Consider the following 22,788-nt stretch of genomic DNA (forward strand, 5'->3'; position numbering starts at 1 on the left):
GCGACGGACCTCGGGACGCTCTTACACCACGTCTGCGCGCGCCACCGTTATTCGTTCCCTGCGGCAGAATTTACGCCGCTTCGTCGAACTGCGAGTTGTACAGGTCGGCGTAGAAGCCGCCCTGGGCGAGCAACTCGTCGTGCGTACCCTTCTCGACGATGTCGCCGTCGCGAATTACCAAGATCACGTCGGCGTTGCGGATCGTGGACAGGCGATGCGCGATGACAAAGCTCGTGCGGCCCTGCATCAGCGCATCCATGGCGCGCTGGATGAGCTCCTCGGTGCGGGTATCGACGTTGGAGGTCGCCTCGTCCAAAATCAGCGCCGGGCGGTCGGCCAAAATGGCGCGGGCGATGGTCACGAGCTGGCGCTGGCCCTGCGACAGGTTAGTGCCCTCCTCGTTGATCATAAAGTCGTAGCCGCCGGCGAGCGTATGGATAAAGTGGTCGCAGCGTGCGGCGCGCGCGGCGGCCTCGACCTCGGCGTCAGTCGCATCGGGACGTCCGTAGCGGATGTTCTCGCGGATGGTGCCATTAAACAGCCAGGTATCCTGCAGCACCATGGCAAACTCGCCGCGCAGTGCCGCGCGGTCCCAGTCGCGCACGTCGACGCCCTCGACGCGCAGCGAACCGCCGTCCACGTCGTAGAAACGCTGCAGCAGCTTAATGAGCGTGGTCTTGCCGGCGCCGGTGGGGCCGACGATGGCAATGGTTTGGCCGGGCTGCGCCTCGCAGCTAAAGTCGTGGATGATGGTCTTGTCGGGCGTGTAGCCAAACTTGACATGGTCGAACTCCACGTGGCCGGGGCGCTTCTCGGGAATCTGCGCGTCGGCCTTCTGCTCCTCCTCGGGCGCGGCCAGGAACTCAAACACGCGCTCGGTGGCGGCGGCCATCGACTGCATCGTGTTGCTCACGTTGCCCAGCTGCTGCACCGGCTGCGTAAAGTTGCGAACGTACTGGATAAAGCTCTGGATGTCGCCGGGCGTGGCATTGCCGGTCAGCGCGAGCTGCGCGCCTACCACGACGACGCCCACGTAGCCCATGTTGCCCACCAGACTCATAAGCGGCATCATCAGGCCCGACAGGAACTGCGAGCGCCAGCCGCTAATAAAGAGGCGGTCGTTTTGACGGTCGAACTCCTCGATTGAGGCCTCGGCGCGGTCGAACACCTGAATAACGTTCTGGCCGGCAAAGTCCTCCTCGATAATGCCGTTGACGGTGCCCAGGATTTGCTGCTGCTCGCGGAAGTACGGCTGCGAGAAGTGAATCATCACGGTCAGGATAATCGCGGCGGCCGGCAGTGTGAGCACGGTGACGCCGGTGAGCGGCAGACTGATCGAAAGCATCATGACGAGCACGCCGATAATCTGCGTCACCGACGTGATGAGCTGCGTCACGCTCTGGTTGAGCGACTGACCCAGCGTATCGACGTCGTTGGTGATGCGGCTGAGCACGTCGCCCTTGCTGTGGCCGTTGAAGTAACTCATCGGAACGACGGCGATCTTGGCGGCGATCTCCTTGCGCATGCGATAACAAATCTTTTGCGTGACGCCGGTCATGAGCCAGCCTTGGATCAGGCTGCAGGCAGAGCTCGCCAGATACAGACAGAGCAAAAAGCCGAGCGTCTTGGCGATCCAGGCAAAGTCGACATCGCCGGTGCCGTTGACCTTGGCAACCAAGCCCTCGAACAGCTTAGTCGTAACCTGGCCGAGCACCTTGGGCCCCACAATGTTAAAGATGACCGAGCACACGGCAAAGGCGACGGCGGCAAACACGGCAATCTTGTGCTGGCCGATATAGCCGAGCAGCTGCCTCATGGTGCCCTTAAAGTCCTTGGCCTTTTCGCCACGGCGCATGCCACCCATGCGGCCCATGGGACCACGCTGGCGGGTGGGCTTGGGAATCTGAGTCTTGGTCTCGTCTGCCATTAGCGCTCGCCTCCTTCCATGACGGCTGCAATTTCTTCTTGGGTAAGCCCCAGCTCCTCGGCGGAAAGCTGCGACTGTGCAATCTCCAGGTACGCCGGGCAGCCGTGCAGCAGCTCCTCGTGCGTGCCGGTGCCCACTACGTGACCGTCGTCGAGCACGATGATCTGGTCGGCGTGCATGATGGTCGCGATGCGCTGGGCCACGACCACGAGTGCGGCGTCGGTGACGTTTTTGGCCAGCTCCTCGCGCAGGCGCGCGTCGGTCTTGTAGTCGAGGGCGCTAAACGAGTCATCGAACACCACGACCTCGGGCTTTTTGGCCAACGCGCGGGCAATGGCCAGGCGTTGGCGCTGACCACCCGAAACATTGGAGCCGCCCTGGCTGATGGGGGAGTTGTAACCGCCCTCGCGCTCGGCGATAAAGTCCTCGGCCTGGGCGATGCGTGCCGCCTGGCGCATATCATCATCGCTCACCATGTCGCCGGCAAACTTGAGGTTGCTCGCGACGGTGCCCGAGAACAGGCGACCCTGCTGCGGGATGTAACCAATGCGGCGGCGCAGCTCGGAAAGGGTCATGTCGCGCACGTCGATGCCGTCGAGCGAAATGCTGCCGCCCGTGACGTCGTACAGGCGCGGAATCAGCTGCACGAGCGTGGACTTGCCCGAGCCCGTGGAGCCAATGATGCCGAGCATCTGACCGGCATGCGTGGTGAAGTTCACGCCGCTGATGACATCGGCGCGGGCATCGGGATACTGGAAGCTCACGTCGCGGAAGGTGAGCTCACCGCGCGGCGCGCTGGCTGCGGGCAGTTTGGGCGAGGCAGGGTCGTTGATGCTCGTGGGGCAGGTGATGACCTCTTCCACGCGCTCTGCTGCGACCTCGGCGCGGGGCAGGATAACCGAAACCATGGTGAGGATCATAAACGCCATGACGATCTGCATGGTGTAGGAGATGAACGCCATCATGTTGCCGACCTGCATCACGCCGTCGGACACGCCCTGCGCGCCAAACCAGACGATAAGCACGGTGATGCAGTTCATGACGAGCATCATGAGCGGCATCATAAAGCTCATGGCGCGGTTGGTGTAGAGCTGCGTGGTCATCAGGTCGAGGGACGCCTGGTCAAAGCGCTCGAGCTCATGCTCCTCGCGGTTAAACGAGCGGATGGGCATAAGGCCGTCGAGCAGCTCGCGGGCGGTAAGGTTCACGCGGTCCACAAAGCTCTGCATCTTTTTGAACTTGGGCATGGTGAGGCCCATAAGCACGCCGACGACGGTCGAGACCGCGATGATGGCCACGGCGATGGTCCACTCCAGGCCGGTGTGGTTGGCCAGGACGCGCATGACGGCGACGATGCCCATGACGGGCGCCATGAGGCACATGCGGATAAACAGGGTTGCGGCCATCTGAATCTGCTGAATGTCGTTGGTGCAGCGAGTGATGAGCGAGGCCTGGCTAAACTTGCCCACCTCGGCTGGCGAGAAGTGCATGACCTTGTTGAAGGTCTCGCGGCGCAGGTCGCGTGCGATGGAACAGGCGGTGCGCGAGGCCACGGCGCCGGTTAGGATGGTGGCGACCAGTGAGATCAGGCACAGACCAAACATCGTGGTCGCCATGCGGCCCAGGTAGGCGTTCTGCACGTCGGCGGGGCCGATACCCTGCGCCTTGTACTCGTCTTGCACATAGCTCACGGCGCGTTGGGTCACGATGGAGCCCGACATAGAGCCCATTTTGTCCGCCATTTCATTGGCGCCCTCGACGAGCTTGCTTTGGTCTACCAGACCGCCCTCGACACCTAGGCGCAGACTCTTCATGGTGATCTTGCCGCCGTCGGCATCAATCTGCTTTTGCATGTTTTGCGCCGCTGTGGCCCTCTGCTGCATCTCGGCGAGCTGCTCGGGCGTCATTGCCGCCATCTGCTCGGGGGTGGGCATGGCCTGGGCGCTGCCGCCATTGCTTGCCTCGGTGGATGCGCCGGTCATGTCGCCCATGGAGCTGGCGTCGATGCCCTGGTTGAGAGAAAGGACGACGGTCTCGGGCAGGCTCATAATGTCGGCAATCTTGCCGCCATCGGCACGCTCTTCCTCGGTGCCCTTGTACGTTCGAATGCCTTTTTTGTCAGCCTTGCTAAACACGGCCTCCACAGCTTTGGCGTCCTTGGTGCTCATAAAGAGCTCAAGGTCATCGAGTGATTCGGCACGAATGGTGTCGGGCACGGGCGAGGCGATGCCGCCTTGCTGTACGCCCACGTCGACGATGTCGCTCATGTAGGTAGGCAGTGCCAGATCGGCGTTGCAGCTGATTACGATAAGTACGATAGCTGTGAACAGTGCCAGGACATGCTTTTTAAAGAGCTTGAGAATCCTCACTCGGCATCTCTCCTTTCTTGATTGCGGTCGATAATTTCGTTGAAACGCCTTAGAAGGCGCACCATCTCTTGGGTATCTGTTTCGCCGAGCTGCTCGAGGAAGGCCGCGGTGCGCTCCTCGAATTCCCGACGTTTGATTTCGAGATTCTGGAATCCCTTATCGGTCATCGTGACGTGTACACGACGACGGTCGGTCTTTGAGTGCTCGCGCTCGACCCAGCCCTTGGCTTCGAGAGTGCGTAAGATATTGGCGATGCGGGCACTCGAGACCCAGGCGCGATTTGCGAGTTCGCTCGGCGTGAGCGAACCGCCAGCGAGCATGAGGGCGCGCATGACAGCCATCTCGCCGCCGAGAGCTTTGTCCGCAGAGCGTGAAATGCGATGATGCATGCTGCCAAACTCAGTTAAGAGCTGATGCCCAAGCTCATGGAAATCGGTATCTTCCACCGAAAACCCCTAACACTAGAAACTATTTTCGGTGAAAGATGATACCCGCATATTCGGGCCTCATGCAGTGGGCAATATAAAGAGCGCATAAAGAGTTAAAAAATTCAATTGCTGAAGCGTTTCAAAGAACTATTATGCCCGCGGTTAGGCGAGGGGTTGTCACCACCATGACGACTGGGACTCATTTATCGCCACGTGCGATGCTCCAACTTCCCGCAAGGAGGCACCTTATATAAAGGGGGATGGAGTCATGGCATTTGACTTCACGGGCAAGACCGCGATTGTCACGGGTGGCACTCAGGGCATTGGCCTCGAGATCGCCAAGGGCATCGTCGCGGGCGGCGGACACGTCGCGCTCATCGCAAGGAACGCTGCCAAGGGCGAGGCCGCTGTGGCCGAGCTTGGCGAGGGCAACAAGTTCTATCAGCTCGATGTTGCCGATGCGCCTAAGGCGCGTGAGACCGTCGAGCAGATTTTTACGGACCTGCCGCAAACCAACATCCTGATCAACTGCGCTGGCGTCATCAGCACCAAGAAATTCGACGAGATTGATGACACCGAGTGGCGTCGCACCATCGACATCAACCTCAACGGTACCTTCACTATGATGAACGCCGTGTATCCGCACTTTAAGGCGGCCCATGCCGGCACTATCGTCAACGTGAGTTCCGTTGCGGGCAAGATCGGTGGCGGCCTGCTCGGCACAGCCGCCTACGCCAGCTCCAAGGCCGGTGTTAACGGTCTAACCAAGGCAGTCGCCAAGGAAGGCGGCAAGTTTGGCGTCCGCTGCAACGCCGTGTGCCCGTCACTTACCCTTACCGATATGACCTCGATTCTCTCTGACGAGAACTCTCAGCGCATCATCAACGGTATTCCTCTGGGCCGCGCCGCCCAGGCCAGCGAGCCTGCGCAGATGGTGCTGTTCTTCGCTTCCGACCTCGCCAGCTTCGTGAACGGCGAGATCGGCGACTGCGACGGCGGCATCGTCCTGGACGGGTAATACCCCACGACGATTATTCGGCGACGGTTCCTGCGACTCGGGACCGTCGCCTTCTTTCTGACATAGGCGCGTGCGGCTACGATTCGCATGCATCCAAAGGAGATATATATGAGTGAATCGACTGCGGTGGAGGCGCCGGCGGCAAAGGAGCCGTTCTTTAAGATGTCCTCCATCCCGGGTGCCAATATTTTGGTGCCGCTTTTGTTGGGCTGCCTGCTCAACACGCTGTTCCCCGACCTGTTCAAAACGCTCGGCAGCTTTACGCTCGGCATGACCCAGCAGGGCGCAGGCCCGCTTGTTGGCGCTTTTTTGCTCATCGTCGGTACGACGATTTCGTTTAAGAGCGCTCCTGCCGCCGCTGCCCGCGGCGCCATCATCATCGCCGTCAAGCAGATCGTGGTCGTTGCCGTGTCGCTGCTCATCCTTTATGTATTCAACGACAACCTGTTTGGCATCTCTGCCATGGTGATGCTGGCCGCTTGCACCGGCGCCAACAACGCTATGTACGCTGGTCTGATGGGCACCATGGGCAATGAGGCCGAGCGTGGTGCCGTCGCAATCACCACGCTGGTTGTCGGCCCTCCGGTCACGATGATCGTGCTCGGCGCTGCCGGTCAGGCTCCGATCGGTTGGTCGCTCGTGGGCGCCATCCTGCCGATCGTCGTCGGCATTATTCTGGGTAACCTCTTCCCGAGCTTTAAGAAGATGATGGCACCGGCACTTTCCGCCATCATCGTGCTCGTCTTCTTTGCCATGGGCTCGACCATGACCTTTGGCCAGCTTATCAACGGTGGTCTTCCCGGCATCCTGCTCGGCGTGATCTGCTCGGTAGTCTTTGCAATTCCCGTCATCGCGGTCGATAAGCTCACGGGCGGTACGGGTGTCGCAGGTGCGGCCATTTCGAGCTGCGCCGGAGCCAATGTGGCCACGCCTGCTGCCATGGCAAGCGTCAACGAGGCCATGTACGGCGGCGCGGTGCTCGCGACGGCTACGGCGCAGGTTGCAGCATGTGCTATCGTGACGGCCATTTTGACCCCGCTGGTCACCAGCTGGTGCTACAAGCATTTTGAGGGTCAGGGCCACAGCAAGGCAACGACCGACAAGGCCGCCGCAGCCGCCTAATGCCAAGCGGCAATCAAAGCTAAATAACTAACCATGCCACAGGGCGGTCCCGGGGGAAATCCCGTGGCCGCCCTGCAGTTTCTGCGGGGTCTCTGGGGCACTTTACCCTGCTAAAACTGGCATAACAGCTAGAGTGAACGTCGTACAAAGGCAAGGAAATATACCAAACAAATCGGTGAACGGTAGTTGCTCGCGCTCGCATTTCCTGCGGATTTGTTAAAAACGCCCTAATGGTATAAAAAAAGAAACATATAACAGCCCTGATGAAGGGGGTGGCTATGTTATCCTTCTCAAACGGGTGAAATCTTGGGTTTTGGGTTGCAGTTCCAAGGTGGACAAACGTTTTCCCTGCACCAACGTGTGGTGAAGAACGGAAGAAGCCGGTAGTGCAAGCCGATAATTCAAGAATTCAATAAGCAGCGGTGTGAGAGAGCGCCGCATTACACGTAACTAGGAGCGTGGTTACACAATGCAGGAGGCATGGGAAGGCTTCAAGGAAGGCATCTGGACGGGAGAGGTTGACGTCCGAGACTTCATCCAGAAGAACTACACCCCCTACGAGGGCGACGAGTCGTTCCTCGCCGGCCCGACCGAGCGTACCAAGGAGCTGTGGGGCGAGGTTCTCGACCTGCTGCTCAAGGAGCGCGAGCAGGGCGGCGTCCTCGATATGGACACCAAGACCGTCACGGGTATCGTGAGCCACCCCGCTGGCTACATCGATAACGCCCACCGCGAGAAGGAGACCATCGTCGGCCTCCAGACCGACAAGCCGCTCAAGCGCGCTCTGCACGTCAACGGTGGTATCCGCATCGCTTGCCAGGCTGCCAGCCAGCACGGCTACAAGGTCGACGAGAACGTTGTCGAGCGCTACACCTTCGAGCGCAAGACCCACAACGCCGGCGTCTTCGATGTTTACACCCCCGAGATGCGTGCTTGCCGCTCGGCTCACATCATCACCGGTCTGCCCGATGGCTATGGCCGCGGCCGCATCATCGGCGACTACCGTCGTGTTGCCCTGTACGGCGTCGACTACCTGATCAAGGACAAGGAGGCCCAGAAGGCTTCCACCCCGACGGTTATGACCGCCGACAACATCCGCGATCGTGAGGAGCTGCAGGAGCAGATCCGCGCCCTCGGCGAGCTCAAGATGATGGCCGAGACCTATGGTTTCGATATTTCCAACCCTGCTACCAACACGCAGGAGGCCATCCAGTGGATGTACTTCGCCTACCTCGCTTCCGTCAAGGAGCAGAACGGCGCCGCTATGTCCATCGGCCGTACCTCTACGTTCATCGACATCTACGCTGAGCGCGACCTTGCCAACGGTACCTTCACCGAGGAGCAGATCCAGGAGTTCGTGGACCACTTCATCATGAAGCTCCGCATGGTCAAGTTTGCTCGTACCCCCGAGTACCAGGCCCTGTTTACCGGCGATCCGCAGTGGGTCACCGAGTCCATCGGCGGCATGGGTGTTGACGGCCGTACGCTCGTTACCAAGATGAGCTACCGCTACCTGCACACGCTCGAGAACATGGGCACCAGCCCCGAGCCCAACATGACCGTTCTGTGGTCGACCCGTCTGCCCGAGAACTTCAAGAAGTTCTGCGCCAAGACTTCTGTCGCCAGCTCCTCGATCCAGTACGAGAACGACGACCTCATGCGCGTTTACCACGGCGACGACTACGGCATCGCCTGCTGCGTGTCCTCCATGCGCATTGGCAAGGAGATGCAGTTCTTCGGCGCCCGTGCCAACCTGGCTAAGTGCCTGCTGTACGCACTCAACGGCGGTGTTGACGAGGTCTCCAAGAAGCAGGTCGGCCCCAAGTACCGCGCCGTCGAGGGCGATACGCTCGATTACGACGACGTTGTGGCCAAGTACAACGACATGATGAAGTGGCTCGCTGGCGTGTACGTCAACTCGCTGAACATCATTCACTACATGCACGACAAGTATTGCTACGAGCGCATCCAGATGGCTCTGCACGACAAGCACGTGCATCGCTGGTTCGCTACGGGCATCGCTGGCCTTTCCGTCGTGGCTGACTCCCTGTCCGCCATCAAGTACGCCAAGGTCCACCCCGTCCGTGACGAGAACGGCATCATCGTCGACTTCGAGACCGAGGGCGAGTTCCCCAAGTACGGCAACGACGACGACCGCGTCGACCAGATCGCTCACGACGTTGTGCACCAGTTCATGGAGTACATCCGCATGAACGACACCTACCGCAACTCCGTGCCCACGACCTCGGTTCTGACCATTACCTCCAACGTCGTGTACGGTAAGAAGACCGGCTCCACGCCCGACGGCCGCAAGGCTGGCCAGCCGTTCGCCCCGGGTGCTAACCCCATGCACAAGCGCGATAGCCACGGCGCCATCGCTTCGCTGTCTTCGGTTTCCAAGCTCCCGTTCCGCGATGCTCAGGACGGTATCTCTAACACCTTCTCCATCATCCCGAGTGCGCTCGGCAAAGAGGACCAGGTGTTCTTTGGCGATATCGACCTTGATCAGCTGGGCGAGTAACTATTGTTAGTGCTATACTAACAATAACGATTACTGATTAGAGCGCCGGTTTCGGCCGGCGCCTATCAATCGAAGGAGACACATTATGAAGGTTTCTGAAGTTTCCGAGACTCAGGCCGATAACCTGGTCCACATGCTCGATGCTTACGCCGAGAAGGGTGGCCACCACCTGAACATCAACGTCTTCAACCGTGAGACGCTGCTCGACGCTCAGGCCCACCCCGAGAAGTACCCGCAGCTGACCATCCGCGTTTCCGGCTATGCCGTGAACTTCCACACGCTCACCAAGGAGCAGCAGGACGAGGTCATTTCGCGTACCTTCCACGACAAGTTCTAAAGGGGTTTAACTCCCGCAGGATCGCGAGGGTGTAATGGGCTTCTCCCCAGAACGTCCTCGGACATGAAAGTGCCCTGCCGTGCGCTTCGCGCGGCGGGGCACTTTCGTCCTGCGGAATGTTCTGGGGAGAAGCCCATTACGCCCTCGCGGGTGTCCTGTGTAGTCACCCTTTAGGCGGAACTCTCCTTATGGGCTGGACGCGCGGGATACTTTCTTGGCAACTACCGTTTATCGCGTATAGCTACCGTTTGCGGAGTAAGTAACACTCCTCAATAAACCGTGTAGAATCCTAGATAAGCACGGAGTTTTCTAGGGAGACGCTGTCCTTTGTTGTGTGCAAGGGGCGGCGTCTCTTTGGCGCTTAGATGCTGTTGCGCAACAGCGTGGTGGCCTGTGCTTGGTATTGGAAAGCCAACGTCGAGATGGGTCGTGATAAGAATGGGCAAGTACGTAATCGTGGTTGAGTCTGGTTCGGATGTGACGCCGGAGCTCTGCGAGCGCTACGGCATCGTGCGCGTGCCTATGCATGTCACGATTGGTGACGAGACCGTCGAGGACGGCTCGATCGATCCGCTCGAGATTTATTCGCGCTGCAACGAGTTTGGTGTGATGCCCAAGACCAGTGGCTGTTCGCCAGCGGACTTTGCGCATGTGTACGACCGCATCCATGCCGAGCAACCCGACGCGACTATTTTGCATCTTGCATATTCTGAGGCCACGACCTGCTCGCATCAATCATCGAAGATCGCCGCCCAGGGGCGCGACTACGTGTTCTCCATGGACACGCGCTTTGTCTCGGTAGGCCAGTCGCTCGTTGTTGTCGAGACCGCCAAGTATATTGAGGCTCATCCCGATGCCACCGTTGACGAAATTTTCGCCTTCACCAATTCGGTCATGGACCGCGTGCTGTTGGGCTTTGTTCCAACCGATCTCGCCTTTCTTAAGGCCGGCGGTCGCTTGTCCAACGTGGCATTCCTCGGTGCCCATCTGCTCAAGATTAAGCCCTGCATTGAGGTGACGGGTGGTAAGTTCGTGGCGACCAAGAAGTTCCGCGGTTCTATGCTTAAGTGTGCCCGTGCCTTTATCGATCACATGGTAGAGAAGGGCGAGATCGACTACTCGCATATTGGCCTGGCGTATTCGGTGGGTCTTTCCGAGGAGTTGCGCGACGACATGGAAGTCTATGCGCGCGACCTGGGCTTTAAGGACATTACCTGGACTCAGGTCGGCGGCGTCATCTCGAGCCATTGCGGCCCGACCGCCTTCGGCGCGGTGCTCACGCTCAAGGCGTAAGGCCTGGCGTCTATTGATATCTATTGCCTCGGCGGCGGGTGGGTTGTGACAACCTTCCCGCCGCTTTTGTGTGGGGCCAAATAGAACAACCCAATTGACCACTAAACCGTTTCACCATCATGCGTATGGGCTAGAATGGCTCTGGCATTTATGTAACTAAAACCAATGAGAGGCAAGGTAGCGGGAATGGCTGAGATGACGCTCGAGGGTGTGGACGCTCGTCCCGAGGACTCCGCGTTTGCCCTGGGCCGCGTACATTCGATCGAGACGATGGGAACGGTCGACGGACCCGGCATCCGCTTCGTAGTGTTTGTCCAAGGCTGTCCCATGCGCTGCGCGTATTGCCACAATCCCGATACCTGGTCGGTCAACGGCGGCACCATGGTGACCGTCGAACACCTGATGGATGAGTTCCAGAGTAACCACGAGTTCTATCGCAGCGGCGGCATTACGGTTTCGGGCGGCGAGCCGCTCCTACAGCCTGAGTTTTTGGCCGACCTGTTCCGTGCCATGCACAACAACCCCGATGGCCGTGTGCATACCTGCCTGGATAGCTGTGGCTACGCCTTCGACCCTCAGCATCCCGAGAAGTTCGATGCCGTGCTCAACGAGACCGACATGGTGCTGCTCGACATCAAGCATGCCGATCCGGTTGAGCATAAAAAGCTGACCGGTTGTGATCCCGCACGCATCCTGGCGTTTGGCGATGAGCTTGCCCATCGCAAGATTAAGGTCGTTATTCGCCACGTGGTAGTGCCGGGTATCACCGATACGGTGGAGGAATGCGAGAAGCTCGGTCGCCTGATCGCTCCATGGCACAACGTGGTGGGTTTGGAGATGCTGCCGTATCACACGATGGGTGTCGTCAAGTACGAGCAACTGGGCATTCCCTATAAGCTTGAGGGCGTGCCTCAGATGGATACCGCGCGCATGCCCGAGTTGCGCAATGCCGTTATGACCGGCATGAAAAAGCGCCGCACGGAACTCAAAAACGCCATCGGCTAGCGAGCCATATTCGCTCCCCAAAGGCACTCATTGGGGACAGACTTAAATGAGTGCGCGATGGCATTGCTGACGAGCAGGTTTTGGTGCGCAACAAGGCAGGCTGGATTAGCGAGGATGGTTGCTATTCGACATGCGATGCGGGCCTTATCGACATCGATGGCCGTACCTATGTCATGAGCATCATGGCATCGATGCCGTGGAGCGACCGCTCGAGTGAGGTTACGGCCGCGATTGCAAAGGCTCTGTTTGATACGCGAGCTGCACTGGCTTAGCGTGTTCGTTTGGCGAGGTCAAACAAAATGCTGGTACCATACCGTGGTTGAGAATTTCGTATAGGTTTGGGGAATGGTATGGCTACCATCGCGATTATCGGTGCGCTCGAAAAAGAGATCATGCAGATTAAGGAAGAGCTGAGCGACGTTTGCGAGGCACGGGAGGCAGGCTTGACCGTTGTGAGCGGCGAGCTCGACGGCCTGACAGTTGTCGCCACAACGGCGGGCATGGGCACGGTGAACGCCGCCGCTGCAACACAGCACCTCATTAGCAAGTATGCTCCGCAGGCTGTTGTGTTTTCGGGCATTGCGGGCGGTTTGAACCCCAAGCTCCATATCGACGACGTGGTCATTGGCAAACGCCTACGCTATCTGGATACCGATACCGCGCTTATCGCCGAGTCCGCACCGGGGCTCGAGGAGTTTGGCTCGACGTCCGCGCTGGTCGATATTGCCGCCGACGTGCTTGCTGAGCGTGGGTTTGTTGACGCTTCGAAAAATGCAGTCGCTTCGAACGAGGGCACCAAGCAGTTCCTGGTCGGCACGATTGCCACGGGTAACCGCTTTGTGACGGGCGCCACCATGCGCAACGACGCTATCGAGGCGACGCATGCCGATTGTGTCGGCATGGAGGGCGCGGCAATTGCCCATGTCGCAACCAAAAATGGTGTCGATTGCCTGGTGCTGCGCGCTATCAGCGATAATTGTGACGAGGCGTACGATGCAATTTGCGAGCGAGAGTTCGATCTGTTCGAGTACGCGCGTGTCGCAAGTGACATTACGCTCGATATCGTCCGCCGCATTGCCGCTGCGCAATAGCGCGTCTATTTGTAAGAACCTACGACCAAGGAGTGTCCATGGCCGATTCCATTAACTACCAGCTTGCCAAGTTCGTCGCCAGCTATGGCAAGGTTTCGCAGATTCCCGAGTCCACCTGCCCCGAGGTGAGCTTTGTCGGCCGCTCCAACGTGGGCAAGTCGTCGATTATGAACAAGCTATTTGGCCGCAAGAACCTAGTCAAGGTTTCCAGTACGCCGGGCAAGACGAGCAACATCAACTTCTTTGAGGCCGATGACGTGCATTTCGTGGACCTGCCGGGTTACGGTTTCGCCCGTCGCTCCAAGGCCGAGCGCGACCGCTGGGCCGAGCTTATCGGCGACTTTTTCGACTCCGAGCGCAGCTTTAACTTGGTCGTCTCACTGGTGGATATTCGTCACGACCCCAGCAAGCTCGACCACGACATGATCGACTACCTACAGGGCAACGAGTTCAACTTTATCGTTTGCCTCACCAAAGCCGACAAGCTCAGCCGCACCCAGCAGGCCCGCCAGGCAGCAGCCATCAAAAAGCAGCTCAACGTCCCGGCCGAAAACGTAATCATCACAAGCTCCCAGACTGGCACCGGTATCGATGAACTCAAGCGCCGCATCGCCGAGGCCTGCCTCTAGTAAGGGTCCCATCCCAGTAAGGGCCCCCCACCAATAAAAAGCCAAACCATCAGCCCGGCGCCCCTTCAAAGCGTGGGTTCCTATAGACATCGTCGACCACGTTGCTGTAGGGCCGCCCAAGGGTATCCCCTTAAAAACATTCCGCAGCACGAGGCCCGCTTATCCGTAGCTCCGAAGGAGCAGGATAAGCGGGCCTCAAGTGCGAGGACGTTTTTAAGGGGATACCCTTGGGCGGCCCGAAGGGATTAACTAGCGATGTCTACAGGTACTCGATTTGAGCGCCCTCGGTGTCGCACGTCAGAATATGCGTATCACACTTAGGGAACTGCTCGCGCAGCTTAACCTGCAAGAACTTTGCCACGATGGTGTCGTCAGTCACGGCCATGAGGGTCGAGCCGGAGCCACTGATCCAGATGGTCTTGGCGCCGCCGTTAAGGCAGGTGTCGCGCACGGCGTTGTAGTCGGGAATCAGGCGACGGCGATACGGCTCTTGGATGCGGTCGTCATTGGCGGCGGCAATCAGATCCAGGTCGCCGGTCTCCAGGCCGCGCGTCATGCCGGCGATGCGGCCCATTTGCCATACGGCGGTGGAGAGTGGAATCTCCTGCGGCACGACCTTGCGCGCCTCACTCGTGTGTACCTCGTAGGGCGGAATCACGGTAATAAAACGCAGGCGATCGCTCACCTCGTAGCGCAGGCACTGGGGGAGCGAATCGGTCGGCGTAAAGGAACAGACGGCGCCGCCCAGGATAGCGGGGGCGACGTTGTCGGGATGGCCCTCGACCTCGGTGGCGATGCGGACGAGCTCGGCGCGGTCGACGGTGTGGCCCGTCAGCGCGGCGGCTGCCATGATGCCCGCGACGACGCAGGTGGAGCTGGAACCCAGGCCGCGGGCGACGGGTACATCGGTCTGAATGTCGATGGCAACGGGAAAAGCCGGCTCGCCCCATGCGGCCAGCGCATCCACAAAGCTCACGTAGACTAGGTTGTTCTCGTTTTGGAACTCCTCGGGGCAACCCGTGATGGTGAGCTTGTCGGCGCGCTCAAAGGTGAAGTGCGAGTAGAGGCTGACGGCCATGCCGAGGGTGTCGTAGCCAATGCCCAAGTTGGCGCTTGTTGCTGGGACGGTGATCTTGATCATGGGAATCTCCTGGGCGGTCTGCCTGTTTAGTTCGCTGCTCGGGCAGTCCTGGCTCGCTCGGAAAGCACATTAAGTGCTTTCCGGCTCGTGCGGAACTCGCGACGAACTAAACAGGCAGACCCGCATGTCAGCTCGTCATCATCCCGGTGGGTTTCTGATAAAAGAAGGTGCGCCGGCTTTCGCCGGCGCTTAATAAGGGGTTTAGTTGGTAGCCATCTTTTTTGCTGCGGACTCGACGTAGCTGGCCATCTCATCGACGTCGCAGACGTCTTCGAAGCGGACGGGTTTGGACTCGAGTTCGGCGAGCTGGGTCGGGGCGACCGTGTTGGTGGCCTGCTCGAGCACACGCATAGCCTCAAAATCGTCCTCGGGAACGTCGAGCCCCAGGGCGTCGCAGCAGGCGCGCGGGAACTTGTAGGGGTTGGCGGTCGAAAGCAGCACGCGGGCCTTAGCGCCCTCGGCGGGGGCGACCTGCTCAAAGACGTGATAGCCGCAGGCGGTGTGCGGGTCAATCACGTAGCCGTTTGCGTCCCAGCAGCTCTTGATGGCAGCGCGGACCTCGTCCTCGCTGGCCCAACCGCAGCCAAAGACGCTCTGAATCTTTGCCAGCAGGTCGGCGGGAACCTCGTAGCGACCAGTCTGTGCCAGCTGCTCCATAAGGCCGGCAACGAGCTCGCAGTCGCCATCGGACAGGAAGTACAGCATGCGCTCCAGGTTAGAGCTGATGAGGATGTCCATCGACGGCGAGATGGTCGTGAAGAACGGACGGTTGCGGTCGTAGACGCCGGTGGTCAGGAAGTCGGCGAGCACGTTGTTCTTGTCGCTGGCCACGACGAGTTTGGCGACGGGCAGACCCATGCGCTTGGCATAGTAGCCGGCCAGGATGTCGCCAAAGTTGCCGGTCGGTACGCAGAACTCCACGGCGTCGCCGGCCACAATGGCGCCGGCGCGCAGCAGCTGCGCATAGGCGGCAAAGTAGTAGACAACCTGCGGCACCAGGCGGCCGACGTTGATGGAGTTGGCACTCGAAAGCACAGTGCCGGCGGCTTCCAGGCGCTCGGCAAGCTCCTTATCGGCAAAGATGCGCTTGACGGCACTCTGGGCATCGTCGAAGTTGCCGCGGATGCCGCAGACGGCGACGTTATCGCCCTCCTGCGTGGACATCTGCAGATTCTGCACGCGGCTGACCTTGCCTTCGGGATAAAAGACGGTGATGCCCGTGCCCGGGGCGTCGGCAAAGCCGGCGAGTGCTGCCTTGCCCGTGTCGCCCGACGTGGCGGTGACGATCATGATGCGCTCGGCGCCGCCGTCCTTGGCAGAGGTGCGGGCCATCAGGCGGGGGAGCATCTGCAGGGCGACGTCCTTAAAGGCGCTTGTGGGGCCGCCAAAGAGTTCCATCACATAGGTCTGAGGGGCATCGGCGCCCGGTGCGGCGTCGAGTTTGACGAGCGGCGTGACCTCTTCGCTCGCAAACGTGCTGCGGTAAGCCTCGTCGACACACGCCGAAATTTCTTCGGCCGTGTAATCATTCAGTAACATTCCCAACACATCTTGAGCGATTTCAAAGTACGATTTATCTGCAAGCGAGCTGATATCGAGTTGCTGGGTGCCCAGCTCGTCCGAGACAAACAAACCCCCGTCGGGAGCGATGCCGGTACGGATTGCCACCTTACTTGAGCACGATAAAGTGCGTCCTCGTGTACTATGATAAGTTCCCATATAACACTGCTCCTCGGATGCCTTGGTCCCAATCGGTGAAACCATGGTATCAGAGCGCGCAAAACAGGTTTGCAGAGGCTTTTAGAAAGGTAACCTCCACGCCATGATAAAAATTGCCAAGTTTGGCGGCTCGTCGGTCGCCGACGCCGAACACTTCAAGAAGATCAAGGCCATCGTTGATGCCGACCCTGCCCGCCGTTTTGTGGTGGTTTCTGCCTGCGGTCGCCGCTTTAAGGGCGACACCAAGGTGACCGACCTGCTCTACCTGGTTAACGCGCACGTTAAGTACCACGTGTCGTGCGAGGAGCTGCTCGAGGACATTGGCCAGCGCTATTTTGATATCGCTGACGAGCTGGAGCTCACCTATCCCATCCGCGAGGAGTTCGCAGCCTTTGCCGAGCGCGCCCGCTCGGGCGGCTACTCCACCGAGGAGCTCGTGAGCCGTGGCGAGTATTTCACCGCTCGCCTGATGGCCGAGTACCTGGGCCTGCCGTTCCTGGACGCCGCGACGGTTGTGGCGTTCCATCACGACGGTACGCTCAGCATGAACCGTACCTCCGAGCTGGTGCAGGAGTACGGCCAGCAGGGCGGCTTTGTTATGCCCGGTTTCTACGGCGCGACGCGTGAGGGTCAGATCAAGCTGCTCGATCGTGGCGGCGGCGATATCTCGGGCTCGATCCTGGCCAAGTGCCTGGGCGCCGACCTGTATGAGAACTGGACTGACGTCTCGGGTTTCTATTCTGCCGATCCGCGTATTGTTCCCGAGGCCCAGCCCATTGCGCGCGTTACCTACGAGGAGCTACGCGAGCTTTCGTACATGGGCGCAAGCGTCCTGCACGAGGAGGCCGTGTTCCCCGTGCGCGAGGCGGGTATTCCGCTGGTCATCAAGAACACCAATGCGCCGCAGGACCCCGGCACCATCATTAGCGAGACGGCCGACGAGGGTGAGGCGGAGCCTATCATTACCGGCGTGACCGGCAAGCGCGGTTTTGTCGCCATCAACGTTGCCCGCGACCGCACCAAGCCCCGCGTCGGCTTTATGCGCCGTGCGCTTTCGGTCTTCGAGCGCTATGACGTCTCCGTCGAGCACATGCCCACCGGTGTCGACCGCTTTGGCGCCGTGGTGCAGGAGCAGGACGTTCACGATTCGCTGTACTCGCTCGTGGGCGACATTCAGCAGGAGGTCGAGCCGCTCGAGATTGAGGTCGTCGAGGGTCTGGCGCTCATCGCGACCGTCGGCCGTAACCTGCGCGGTCGTGCTGGTATTTCCGGCCACCTGTTTGGCATGCTTGGCCAGGCCGGCGTGAGCGTGCGCATGATTTCGCAGAGCTGTGACGAGATCAACATCATTATCGGTGTCGAGGAGAAGGACTTCGACCTGGCGATTCGGACCATTTACCGCGCCTTCTCCGACGAGAACGGCATTGTGAAGGTCGCGGACCTGGAGGCTCCCGCGCCGGTCGAACCCGCCCTGGCCGCCCTCCACAAGTAGCGGCCATCCCGGTAGATTTTTGGGACATGCCTGAAAATCTACCTTTTGGCGCACGAGTAGATTTTGGGGCATGTCCCAAGAATCTACCGTGGGGCGTTTCGTTTCGGTTTCGTTTCGACGGGGCGGGTTTCATGCCCGTCCCGTTTTTGTATACACTGGGCAAGAACATTCAGCCTGCTCGGCGTGCGGGCAAAAGCCACAACCTTTAAAGGGGGAAGCATGAAACAGTACACGGTTGCTATTTTGGGCGCGACGGGAGCTGTTGGCACCCAGATGCTCGAGTGCCTCAACGAGCAGGAGTTTCCGGTCGGCAAGCTCAAGCTGCTAGCGAGCGCGCGCTCTGCGGGCAAGACCGTCGAGTTCCGCGGCGAGCAGGTTGTGATCGAGGAAGCTTGCCCCGAGGCCTTTGAGGGTTGCGACATCGTACTCGGCGCTGCCGGCGACGATATCGCGAAGGAGCTGCTGCCCGAGGCCGTCAAGCGAGGCGCCGTTGTGGTCGACAACAGCCACGCCTTCCGCATGGATCCCGAGGTGCCGCTGGTCGTGCCCGAGATCAATGCCGACGATATCAAGTGGCATCACGGCCTTGTCGCCAATCCCAACTGCGCGACTATCATCGGCCTGGTTCCCACGTGGCCGCTGCATCAGCTCGCCGGCGTGAAGCGCATGATCGTCTCGACGTATCAGGCGGCTTCGGGTGCCGGCGCTCCCGGTATGGCTGAGCTCGAGGCTCAGCTGGCCGCCCTGGGCCGCGGCGAGGAGATTCCCGAGCCGCGTGCATTTGCCGCCCAGCTGGCGAGTAACCTGATTCCGCAGATTGGCGGCGTCAAGGAGGAGGGCTTTACCTCCGAGGAGATGAAGCTGCAGAACGAGGGTCGCAAGATCATGCACCTGCCCGAGCTGCGCGTGAACTGCACCTGCGTACGCGTGCCCGTGCTGCGCTCGCACTCCGAGAGCATTACGCTCGAGTTTGAGCGCGATATTACGGTTGAGGAGGCCCGTGCTGCGCTGGCTGCCGCTCCCGGCGTCAAGCTGGTTGACGATATGGCTGCCGAGGGTGCACACGACCGCTTCCCCATGCCGATGGATACGTCCGACCAGGACCTGATTTGGGTCGGCCGCGTGCGTCGCGACATCTCGAACCCCGAGGCCGCGCGTGGCATTACCTTCTGGTGCTCCGGCGACCAAATCCGTAAGGGCGCGGCAACCAACGCCGTCCAGATCGCTAAGCTGCTCTGCGAGTAGCGGTTGACCTGTCCGGCGGGGGCCGGGCTTGGTTTTCAGAACGTCCTCGACCATGTGTGGCGCCTTGTCCTGCTCCTTCGGAGCCGCGGACAAGGCGCCACACTGGTCTGCGGAGTGTTCTGAAAACCAAGCCCGGCCCCCGCCTGCGGTGACGTTGCTGCGAGCTGCCCACGATGGGGCCGTTGTTGGTTGGGGCTGCTGGGCTGATGTGGGGGCACGTGGTTGTTGCGGGCCCTGGTCCCGGCGGCGGCCTCGGCGCTTTGCGCCTGCTGCCTTGGGGGGGGCTGCGGAGCGCGGCCGGCAGCTGCGGCGCGTTGCGCCTGCTGCCTGCGGGGACTTTGGGGTCGTGCGGCAGCTGGGGCGCTGTCGCGCCTGCTGCCTTGGGTGACTTTGGGGTCGATTGAGGTTGTCTGCACAATTCGCGGTATTATGTTGCGGAGTTTTGAAAGGAGCCGCTGGTGGTCACGACGACGTTTGCCTCGCCTTTGGGCGAAATCTTGCTTGCCGCTGATGGCCGCGGTCTGACGGGGCTTTGGTTTGAGGGACAGGAGCATTTTGGCTCCACGCTTCTCCGGGAAGACTCCGAACATGTTGAAGGCGCTGACGCGGTTTCCGGTACCGGTGGGATGTCTCCGGTGAGTCCGGTAAATGGTGCGGCCTCTTCGGTGCTTGAGCGTTCCTGGGCTTGGCTGAATGCTTATTTTGCAGGGCAGGAACCTCGGTTTACGCCGCCGTTGCATATGATCGGTACGGCGTTCCAGCGCGAGGTTTGGTTTGAGCTGCTTTCTATCCCACGTGGCGAAGTCGCTACGTATGGCGAGATTGCCCAGCGTATTGCGGCTCGACATCGTGTGCCGGGAAATGAGGCGCCCGTCGTGTCTCCTCGTGCGGTGGGGGCTGCGGTTGCGCGTAATCCCATTTCGATAATCGTGCCGTGCCATCGCGTAGTTGCCGCCGATGGTTCGCTCAACGGATATGCCGGCGGGCTTGACCGCAAGGAGTGGCTGCTTCGGCTTGAGGGCGCGTACGAGGAGTAACGCTCGAGCACTTTGCATAACTAGGACGCCGTGAAAGGACGAGTCACTGTCCCTTCGCGCCCGGCATGCGTCAAAGCGCTCGACACGTGCGCCTTAAGTTTGGCTAAGCCACATCCTGCGTATTTAAAAACGCGCAGGTTGAGCAGCTAAGGCTGCGCTAAGGCGGTTGACGGTACGCTATCATCGGCAGTATCGAAACCTGTAGAGCCATGCGCCAAAGGAGCAACTATGAAGCTGATGCTTGCCGAGGACGAACCTGGTCTCTCCCGCGCCCTCACCGCGATTCTTCAACATAGCGACTACGAGGTTGACACCGCCCTCGACGGCTTGACGGCGCTCGAGAATCTACTCACCAACGATTACGACGCCGCAATCCTGGACATCATGATGCCCGGCATGGACGGCATCGAGGTGCTCAAGCGTACACGCGCCGCCGGAAAGCGACTGCCCATCATCATGCTCACGGCAAAAAGCGAGGTGTCCGATAAGGTCGAGGGCCTGGATGCCGGTGCCAACGATTACCTGACCAAGCCGTTTGCCGCCAAGGAACTGCTTGCGCGTATTCGTGCCATGACGCGTGCCGCGACGGCAATTGACGCCACGACGCTCAGCGTGGGTAACGTGCGCCTCGACACGGCGGCTTGCACGCTTGTGGGACCCTTGGGCGAGGAGCACCTGGCCAATCGCGAGTTTCAGCTTATGGAACTCTTTATGCGCAACGCCGGCACGCGCATGCCCACTGAACGTCTGATGCTCGAGGTTTGGGGTGAGGACGCGCCCGAAGGCGCCAACGTGGTGTGGGTCTATATCTCGTACCTGCGCAAAAAGCTGACGGCGCTTGGTGCCAACGTTGCCATTCGCGCGTCGCGTAACCAGGGCTATTCGCTCGAGGTTGTCGAGGAAGGCGAATAAGCGTGAGCGCGAGCGCGTGGTGCAAGCGCATGACGGAGTGGTTTCACGCCGCCTCGAGTAGTAAGGGGCGGGCTAATTCTGTTGACGTATTGGGCCGCCGTCTGCGTCGCAAGTTTATCCTCGTTGCCATGGGCGCCGTGACCGTGGTGCTCACGCTCATCATCGCCGGCATCAACATCGTCAATTATTCGCATGTCTGCAAGATGGCCGACGCTCGCCTGGACTATATTCTGGCGGGCAAGGACGGTATCGATTGGGGGGACGAGCCTAAAGCCGAGCCCGCTAATGGCAAGGATGCCGGCGATAGCCAAGCGGGCGTTCGCATCAGACACTTCGAAGGCATGACGGCGGAGTCTCCCTTCGACACGCGCTACTTTACGGTGACGATTGACGCCGGACAGGTTGCCGATGTCAATACGGCCCGCATTGCCGCGGTTGGTGCCAAGCGCGCCGCCAGTATTGCCGCAAGGCTGCATGCCAAGGGCTGGACCTCGGGCTTCTCTGGCAATTATCGTTATACGACCGACGTCCAGGACGACGAGATCACCTATGTGTTCGTGGACTGCTCGCGCGAGCTTGCAAGCTTTCATTCGTTTTTGAGCGCGAGCGTGGCGATCAGTTACATTGGCTGGCTGGCGGTGCTGGCAATTGTGGCGGGTGCCTCGGGCGCGGTGATTCGACCGATGGTCGAGAGCTACAGCAAGCAAAAGCGCTTTATTACCGATGCGAGCCACGAGATCAAGACGCCGCTGGCTGTAATTGACGCCGCCAATGAGGTACAAGAGATCGAGAGCGGCGAAAGTGAGTGGACGCAGAGCATTCACGAGCAGGTTGCGCGGCTGACGGCGCTCACGGAACGTCTAGTGTTTTTGGCACGTATGGACGAGGGCTCGGCGGGCTTTACCATGACATCGATCGATCTTTCGGAGGCCGTGGACAAGGCTGCGGCGCCGTTTGAATCGGTGGCGGTTTCGCGCGGCAAGCGTCTGTCGACGTCGATTGCGTGCGGCGTGCGGGCCCATGCCGATGCTGCGGCGGTGGCGCAGGTGGTTGAGCTGCTTCTGGACAACGCCACGCGCTATGCGAGCGAGGGCAGCGTGATTGAGCTGAGCCTGCGTGCCGTTTCGCGCGTTCAGGGTAAGGGCGCCACCGAGCTTGTCGTATCGAACGCCGTGGACGAGCTGCCCGAAGGCGACCTAGATCGATTGTTCGACCGCTTCTATCGTGCGGACGTGTCGCGCAGCTCCAAGACGGGCGGCTCGGGCGTGGGCCTATCCGTGGTGCGTGCCATCGCCGAAGCCCATGGCGGGAGCGCTTCTGTCTGCGGCCACGGTAACCAGATCACCTTCACCGTCCGCCTCTAAGACCTGCCAAAAAGGGACAGGTTTATTTTGGCAGGTTTTATCTGTGCAGACGGCAGCGGAGGCTGGCGGTGATCGGCGCCATGAACGCCACCGACCCAAATAAACGCACCTCTAACTGCTAAAATATGGACATCGTTG

19 protein-coding genes are annotated in these 22,788 nt (G+C 60.1%); 14 read left to right on the plus strand and 5 right to left on the minus strand.

Translation table 11 applies throughout. The features are described 5' to 3' along the window. Window positions 1–70 precede the first annotated feature (70 nt). From DW024_RS04725 to DW024_RS04735, 3 genes are read right to left on the minus strand one after another with little or no spacing between them, the layout of a single operon-like run. Window positions 71–1,927 carry an ABC transporter ATP-binding protein gene (locus DW024_RS04725; protein WP_118377082.1) on the minus strand — a complete coding sequence of 619 codons (1,857 nt, stop codon included), beginning with the start codon at window positions 1,925–1,927 and terminating at the stop codon, window positions 71–73. Beyond that, window positions 1,927–4,296, minus strand: coding sequence for an ABC transporter ATP-binding protein (locus DW024_RS04730; protein ID WP_118377083.1), 2,370 nt, complete (start codon window positions 4,294–4,296; stop codon window positions 1,927–1,929). The genes DW024_RS04725 and DW024_RS04730 overlap by 1 nt, the downstream gene beginning before the upstream one ends. After that, entirely contained in the window at window positions 4,293–4,742 is a 450-nt protein-coding gene (locus DW024_RS04735) for a MarR family winged helix-turn-helix transcriptional regulator (RefSeq protein ID WP_118377084.1), read from the minus strand. The genes DW024_RS04730 and DW024_RS04735 overlap by 4 nt, the downstream gene beginning before the upstream one ends. 250 nt (window positions 4,743–4,992) lie before the next feature. Here DW024_RS04735 and DW024_RS04740 point away from each other — a divergent pair, with 250 nt between their 5' ends. The 9 genes from DW024_RS04740 to yihA all read left to right on the plus strand — a co-directional run bounded on the left by DW024_RS04740 (window position 4,993) and on the right by yihA (window position 13,740). Continuing rightward, on the plus strand, window positions 4,993–5,742 hold the full coding sequence (locus tag DW024_RS04740) for an SDR family NAD(P)-dependent oxidoreductase (RefSeq protein WP_006234857.1): 750 nt from the start codon (window positions 4,993–4,995) through the stop codon (window positions 5,740–5,742). Between the two features lie 108 nt (window positions 5,743–5,850). Continuing rightward, window positions 5,851–6,864 carry a 2-keto-3-deoxygluconate permease gene (locus DW024_RS04745; protein ID WP_117564719.1) on the plus strand — a complete coding sequence of 338 codons (1,014 nt, stop codon included), beginning with the start codon at window positions 5,851–5,853 and terminating at the stop codon, window positions 6,862–6,864. 469 nt (window positions 6,865–7,333) lie between these two features. Then, window positions 7,334–9,385 (plus strand): formate C-acetyltransferase, encoded by a 2,052-nt coding sequence (pflB, locus tag DW024_RS04750; RefSeq protein WP_117797476.1) that lies wholly within the window; start codon window positions 7,334–7,336, stop codon window positions 9,383–9,385. An 85-nt stretch (window positions 9,386–9,470) separates the two neighbouring features. Continuing rightward, window positions 9,471–9,722, plus strand: coding sequence for an autonomous glycyl radical cofactor GrcA3 (gene grcA3 / locus DW024_RS04755; protein ID WP_117583521.1), 252 nt, complete (start codon window positions 9,471–9,473; stop codon window positions 9,720–9,722). Between the two features lie 438 nt (window positions 9,723–10,160). After that, the gene (locus tag DW024_RS04760; RefSeq protein WP_118377085.1) at window positions 10,161–11,015 is read left to right on the plus strand and encodes a DegV family protein; all 855 of its coding nucleotides are present in this window, start codon (window positions 10,161–10,163) and stop codon (window positions 11,013–11,015) included. Window positions 11,016–11,201: 186 nt separating this feature from the next. Then, window positions 11,202–12,020 carry a pyruvate formate-lyase-activating protein gene (pflA, locus tag DW024_RS04765; protein ID WP_118377086.1) on the plus strand — a complete coding sequence of 273 codons (819 nt, stop codon included), beginning with the start codon at window positions 11,202–11,204 and terminating at the stop codon, window positions 12,018–12,020. Between the two features lie 50 nt (window positions 12,021–12,070). After that, window positions 12,071–12,292 carry a hypothetical protein gene (locus tag DW024_RS04770; protein ID WP_118377087.1) on the plus strand — a complete coding sequence of 74 codons (222 nt, stop codon included), beginning with the start codon at window positions 12,071–12,073 and terminating at the stop codon, window positions 12,290–12,292. 78 nt (window positions 12,293–12,370) lie between these two features. Further along, entirely contained in the window at window positions 12,371–13,111 is a 741-nt protein-coding gene (mtnN, locus tag DW024_RS04775; RefSeq protein WP_118377088.1) for a 5'-methylthioadenosine/S-adenosylhomocysteine nucleosidase, read from the plus strand. 38 nt (window positions 13,112–13,149) lie between these two features. Continuing rightward, window positions 13,150–13,740 (plus strand): ribosome biogenesis GTP-binding protein YihA/YsxC, encoded by a 591-nt coding sequence (yihA, locus tag DW024_RS04780; protein ID WP_055252447.1) that lies wholly within the window; start codon window positions 13,150–13,152, stop codon window positions 13,738–13,740. Window positions 13,741–13,999: 259 nt separating this feature from the next. Here yihA and thrB read toward each other — a convergent pair whose 3' ends face one another. Then, window positions 14,000–14,881, minus strand: a complete 882-nt coding sequence (gene thrB, locus DW024_RS04785; protein WP_006234874.1) for a homoserine kinase — start codon at window positions 14,879–14,881, stop codon at window positions 14,000–14,002. A gap of 201 nt (window positions 14,882–15,082) precedes the next feature. Further along, on the minus strand, window positions 15,083–16,600 hold the full coding sequence (gene thrC / locus DW024_RS04790; protein WP_118377089.1) for a threonine synthase: 1,518 nt from the start codon (window positions 16,598–16,600) through the stop codon (window positions 15,083–15,085). Window positions 16,601–16,703: 103 nt separating this feature from the next. On the opposite strand from thrC, the gene DW024_RS04795 reads away from it, so the two are divergent. The 5 genes from DW024_RS04795 to DW024_RS04815 all read left to right on the plus strand — a co-directional run bounded on the left by DW024_RS04795 (window position 16,704) and on the right by DW024_RS04815 (window position 22,650). Beyond that, window positions 16,704–18,092 (plus strand): aspartate kinase, encoded by a 1,389-nt coding sequence (locus tag DW024_RS04795; RefSeq protein ID WP_117862692.1) that lies wholly within the window; start codon window positions 16,704–16,706, stop codon window positions 18,090–18,092. Between the two features lie 219 nt (window positions 18,093–18,311). Then, window positions 18,312–19,337 carry an aspartate-semialdehyde dehydrogenase gene (locus DW024_RS04800; protein WP_118377090.1) on the plus strand — a complete coding sequence of 342 codons (1,026 nt, stop codon included), beginning with the start codon at window positions 18,312–18,314 and terminating at the stop codon, window positions 19,335–19,337. Between the two features lie 458 nt (window positions 19,338–19,795). After that, window positions 19,796–20,374, plus strand: a complete 579-nt coding sequence (locus tag DW024_RS04805; RefSeq protein ID WP_233541336.1) for a methylated-DNA--[protein]-cysteine S-methyltransferase — start codon at window positions 19,796–19,798, stop codon at window positions 20,372–20,374. A 228-nt stretch (window positions 20,375–20,602) separates the two neighbouring features. After that, window positions 20,603–21,286 carry a response regulator transcription factor gene (locus tag DW024_RS04810; RefSeq protein WP_117648274.1) on the plus strand — a complete coding sequence of 228 codons (684 nt, stop codon included), beginning with the start codon at window positions 20,603–20,605 and terminating at the stop codon, window positions 21,284–21,286. Window positions 21,287–21,288: 2 nt separating this feature from the next. After that, window positions 21,289–22,650 carry a cell wall metabolism sensor histidine kinase WalK gene (locus DW024_RS04815; protein WP_118377092.1) on the plus strand — a complete coding sequence of 454 codons (1,362 nt, stop codon included), beginning with the start codon at window positions 21,289–21,291 and terminating at the stop codon, window positions 22,648–22,650. Window positions 22,651–22,788 lie beyond the last annotated feature (138 nt).

Origin of the sequence: Collinsella sp. AF37-9 (assembly GCF_003475115.1) — a bacterium.
Taxonomy (GTDB): Bacteria; Actinomycetota; Coriobacteriia; order Coriobacteriales; family Coriobacteriaceae; genus Collinsella.

Coding starts and splice junctions, on each gene's coding strand:
- DW024_RS04725 (WP_118377082.1), bottom strand. CDS start 1,927: ATGGCAGACGAGACCAAGACTCAGATTCCCAAGCCCACCCGCCAGCGT.
- DW024_RS04740 (WP_006234857.1), top strand. CDS start 4,993: ATGGCATTTGACTTCACGGGCAAGACCGCGATTGTCACGGGTGGCACT.
- DW024_RS04745 (WP_117564719.1), top strand. CDS start 5,851: ATGAGTGAATCGACTGCGGTGGAGGCGCCGGCGGCAAAGGAGCCGTTC.
- pflB (WP_117797476.1), top strand. CDS start 7,334: ATGCAGGAGGCATGGGAAGGCTTCAAGGAAGGCATCTGGACGGGAGAG.
- grcA3 (WP_117583521.1), top strand. CDS start 9,471: ATGAAGGTTTCTGAAGTTTCCGAGACTCAGGCCGATAACCTGGTCCAC.
- DW024_RS04760 (WP_118377085.1), top strand. CDS start 10,161: ATGGGCAAGTACGTAATCGTGGTTGAGTCTGGTTCGGATGTGACGCCG.
- pflA (WP_118377086.1), top strand. CDS start 11,202: ATGGCTGAGATGACGCTCGAGGGTGTGGACGCTCGTCCCGAGGACTCC.
- mtnN (WP_118377088.1), top strand. CDS start 12,371: ATGGCTACCATCGCGATTATCGGTGCGCTCGAAAAAGAGATCATGCAG.
- yihA (WP_055252447.1), top strand. CDS start 13,150: ATGGCCGATTCCATTAACTACCAGCTTGCCAAGTTCGTCGCCAGCTAT.
- thrB (WP_006234874.1), bottom strand. CDS start 14,881: ATGATCAAGATCACCGTCCCAGCAACAAGCGCCAACTTGGGCATTGGC.
- thrC (WP_118377089.1), bottom strand. CDS start 16,600: ATGGGAACTTATCATAGTACACGAGGACGCACTTTATCGTGCTCAAGT.
- DW024_RS04795 (WP_117862692.1), top strand. CDS start 16,704: ATGATAAAAATTGCCAAGTTTGGCGGCTCGTCGGTCGCCGACGCCGAA.
- DW024_RS04800 (WP_118377090.1), top strand. CDS start 18,312: ATGAAACAGTACACGGTTGCTATTTTGGGCGCGACGGGAGCTGTTGGC.
- DW024_RS04810 (WP_117648274.1), top strand. CDS start 20,603: ATGAAGCTGATGCTTGCCGAGGACGAACCTGGTCTCTCCCGCGCCCTC.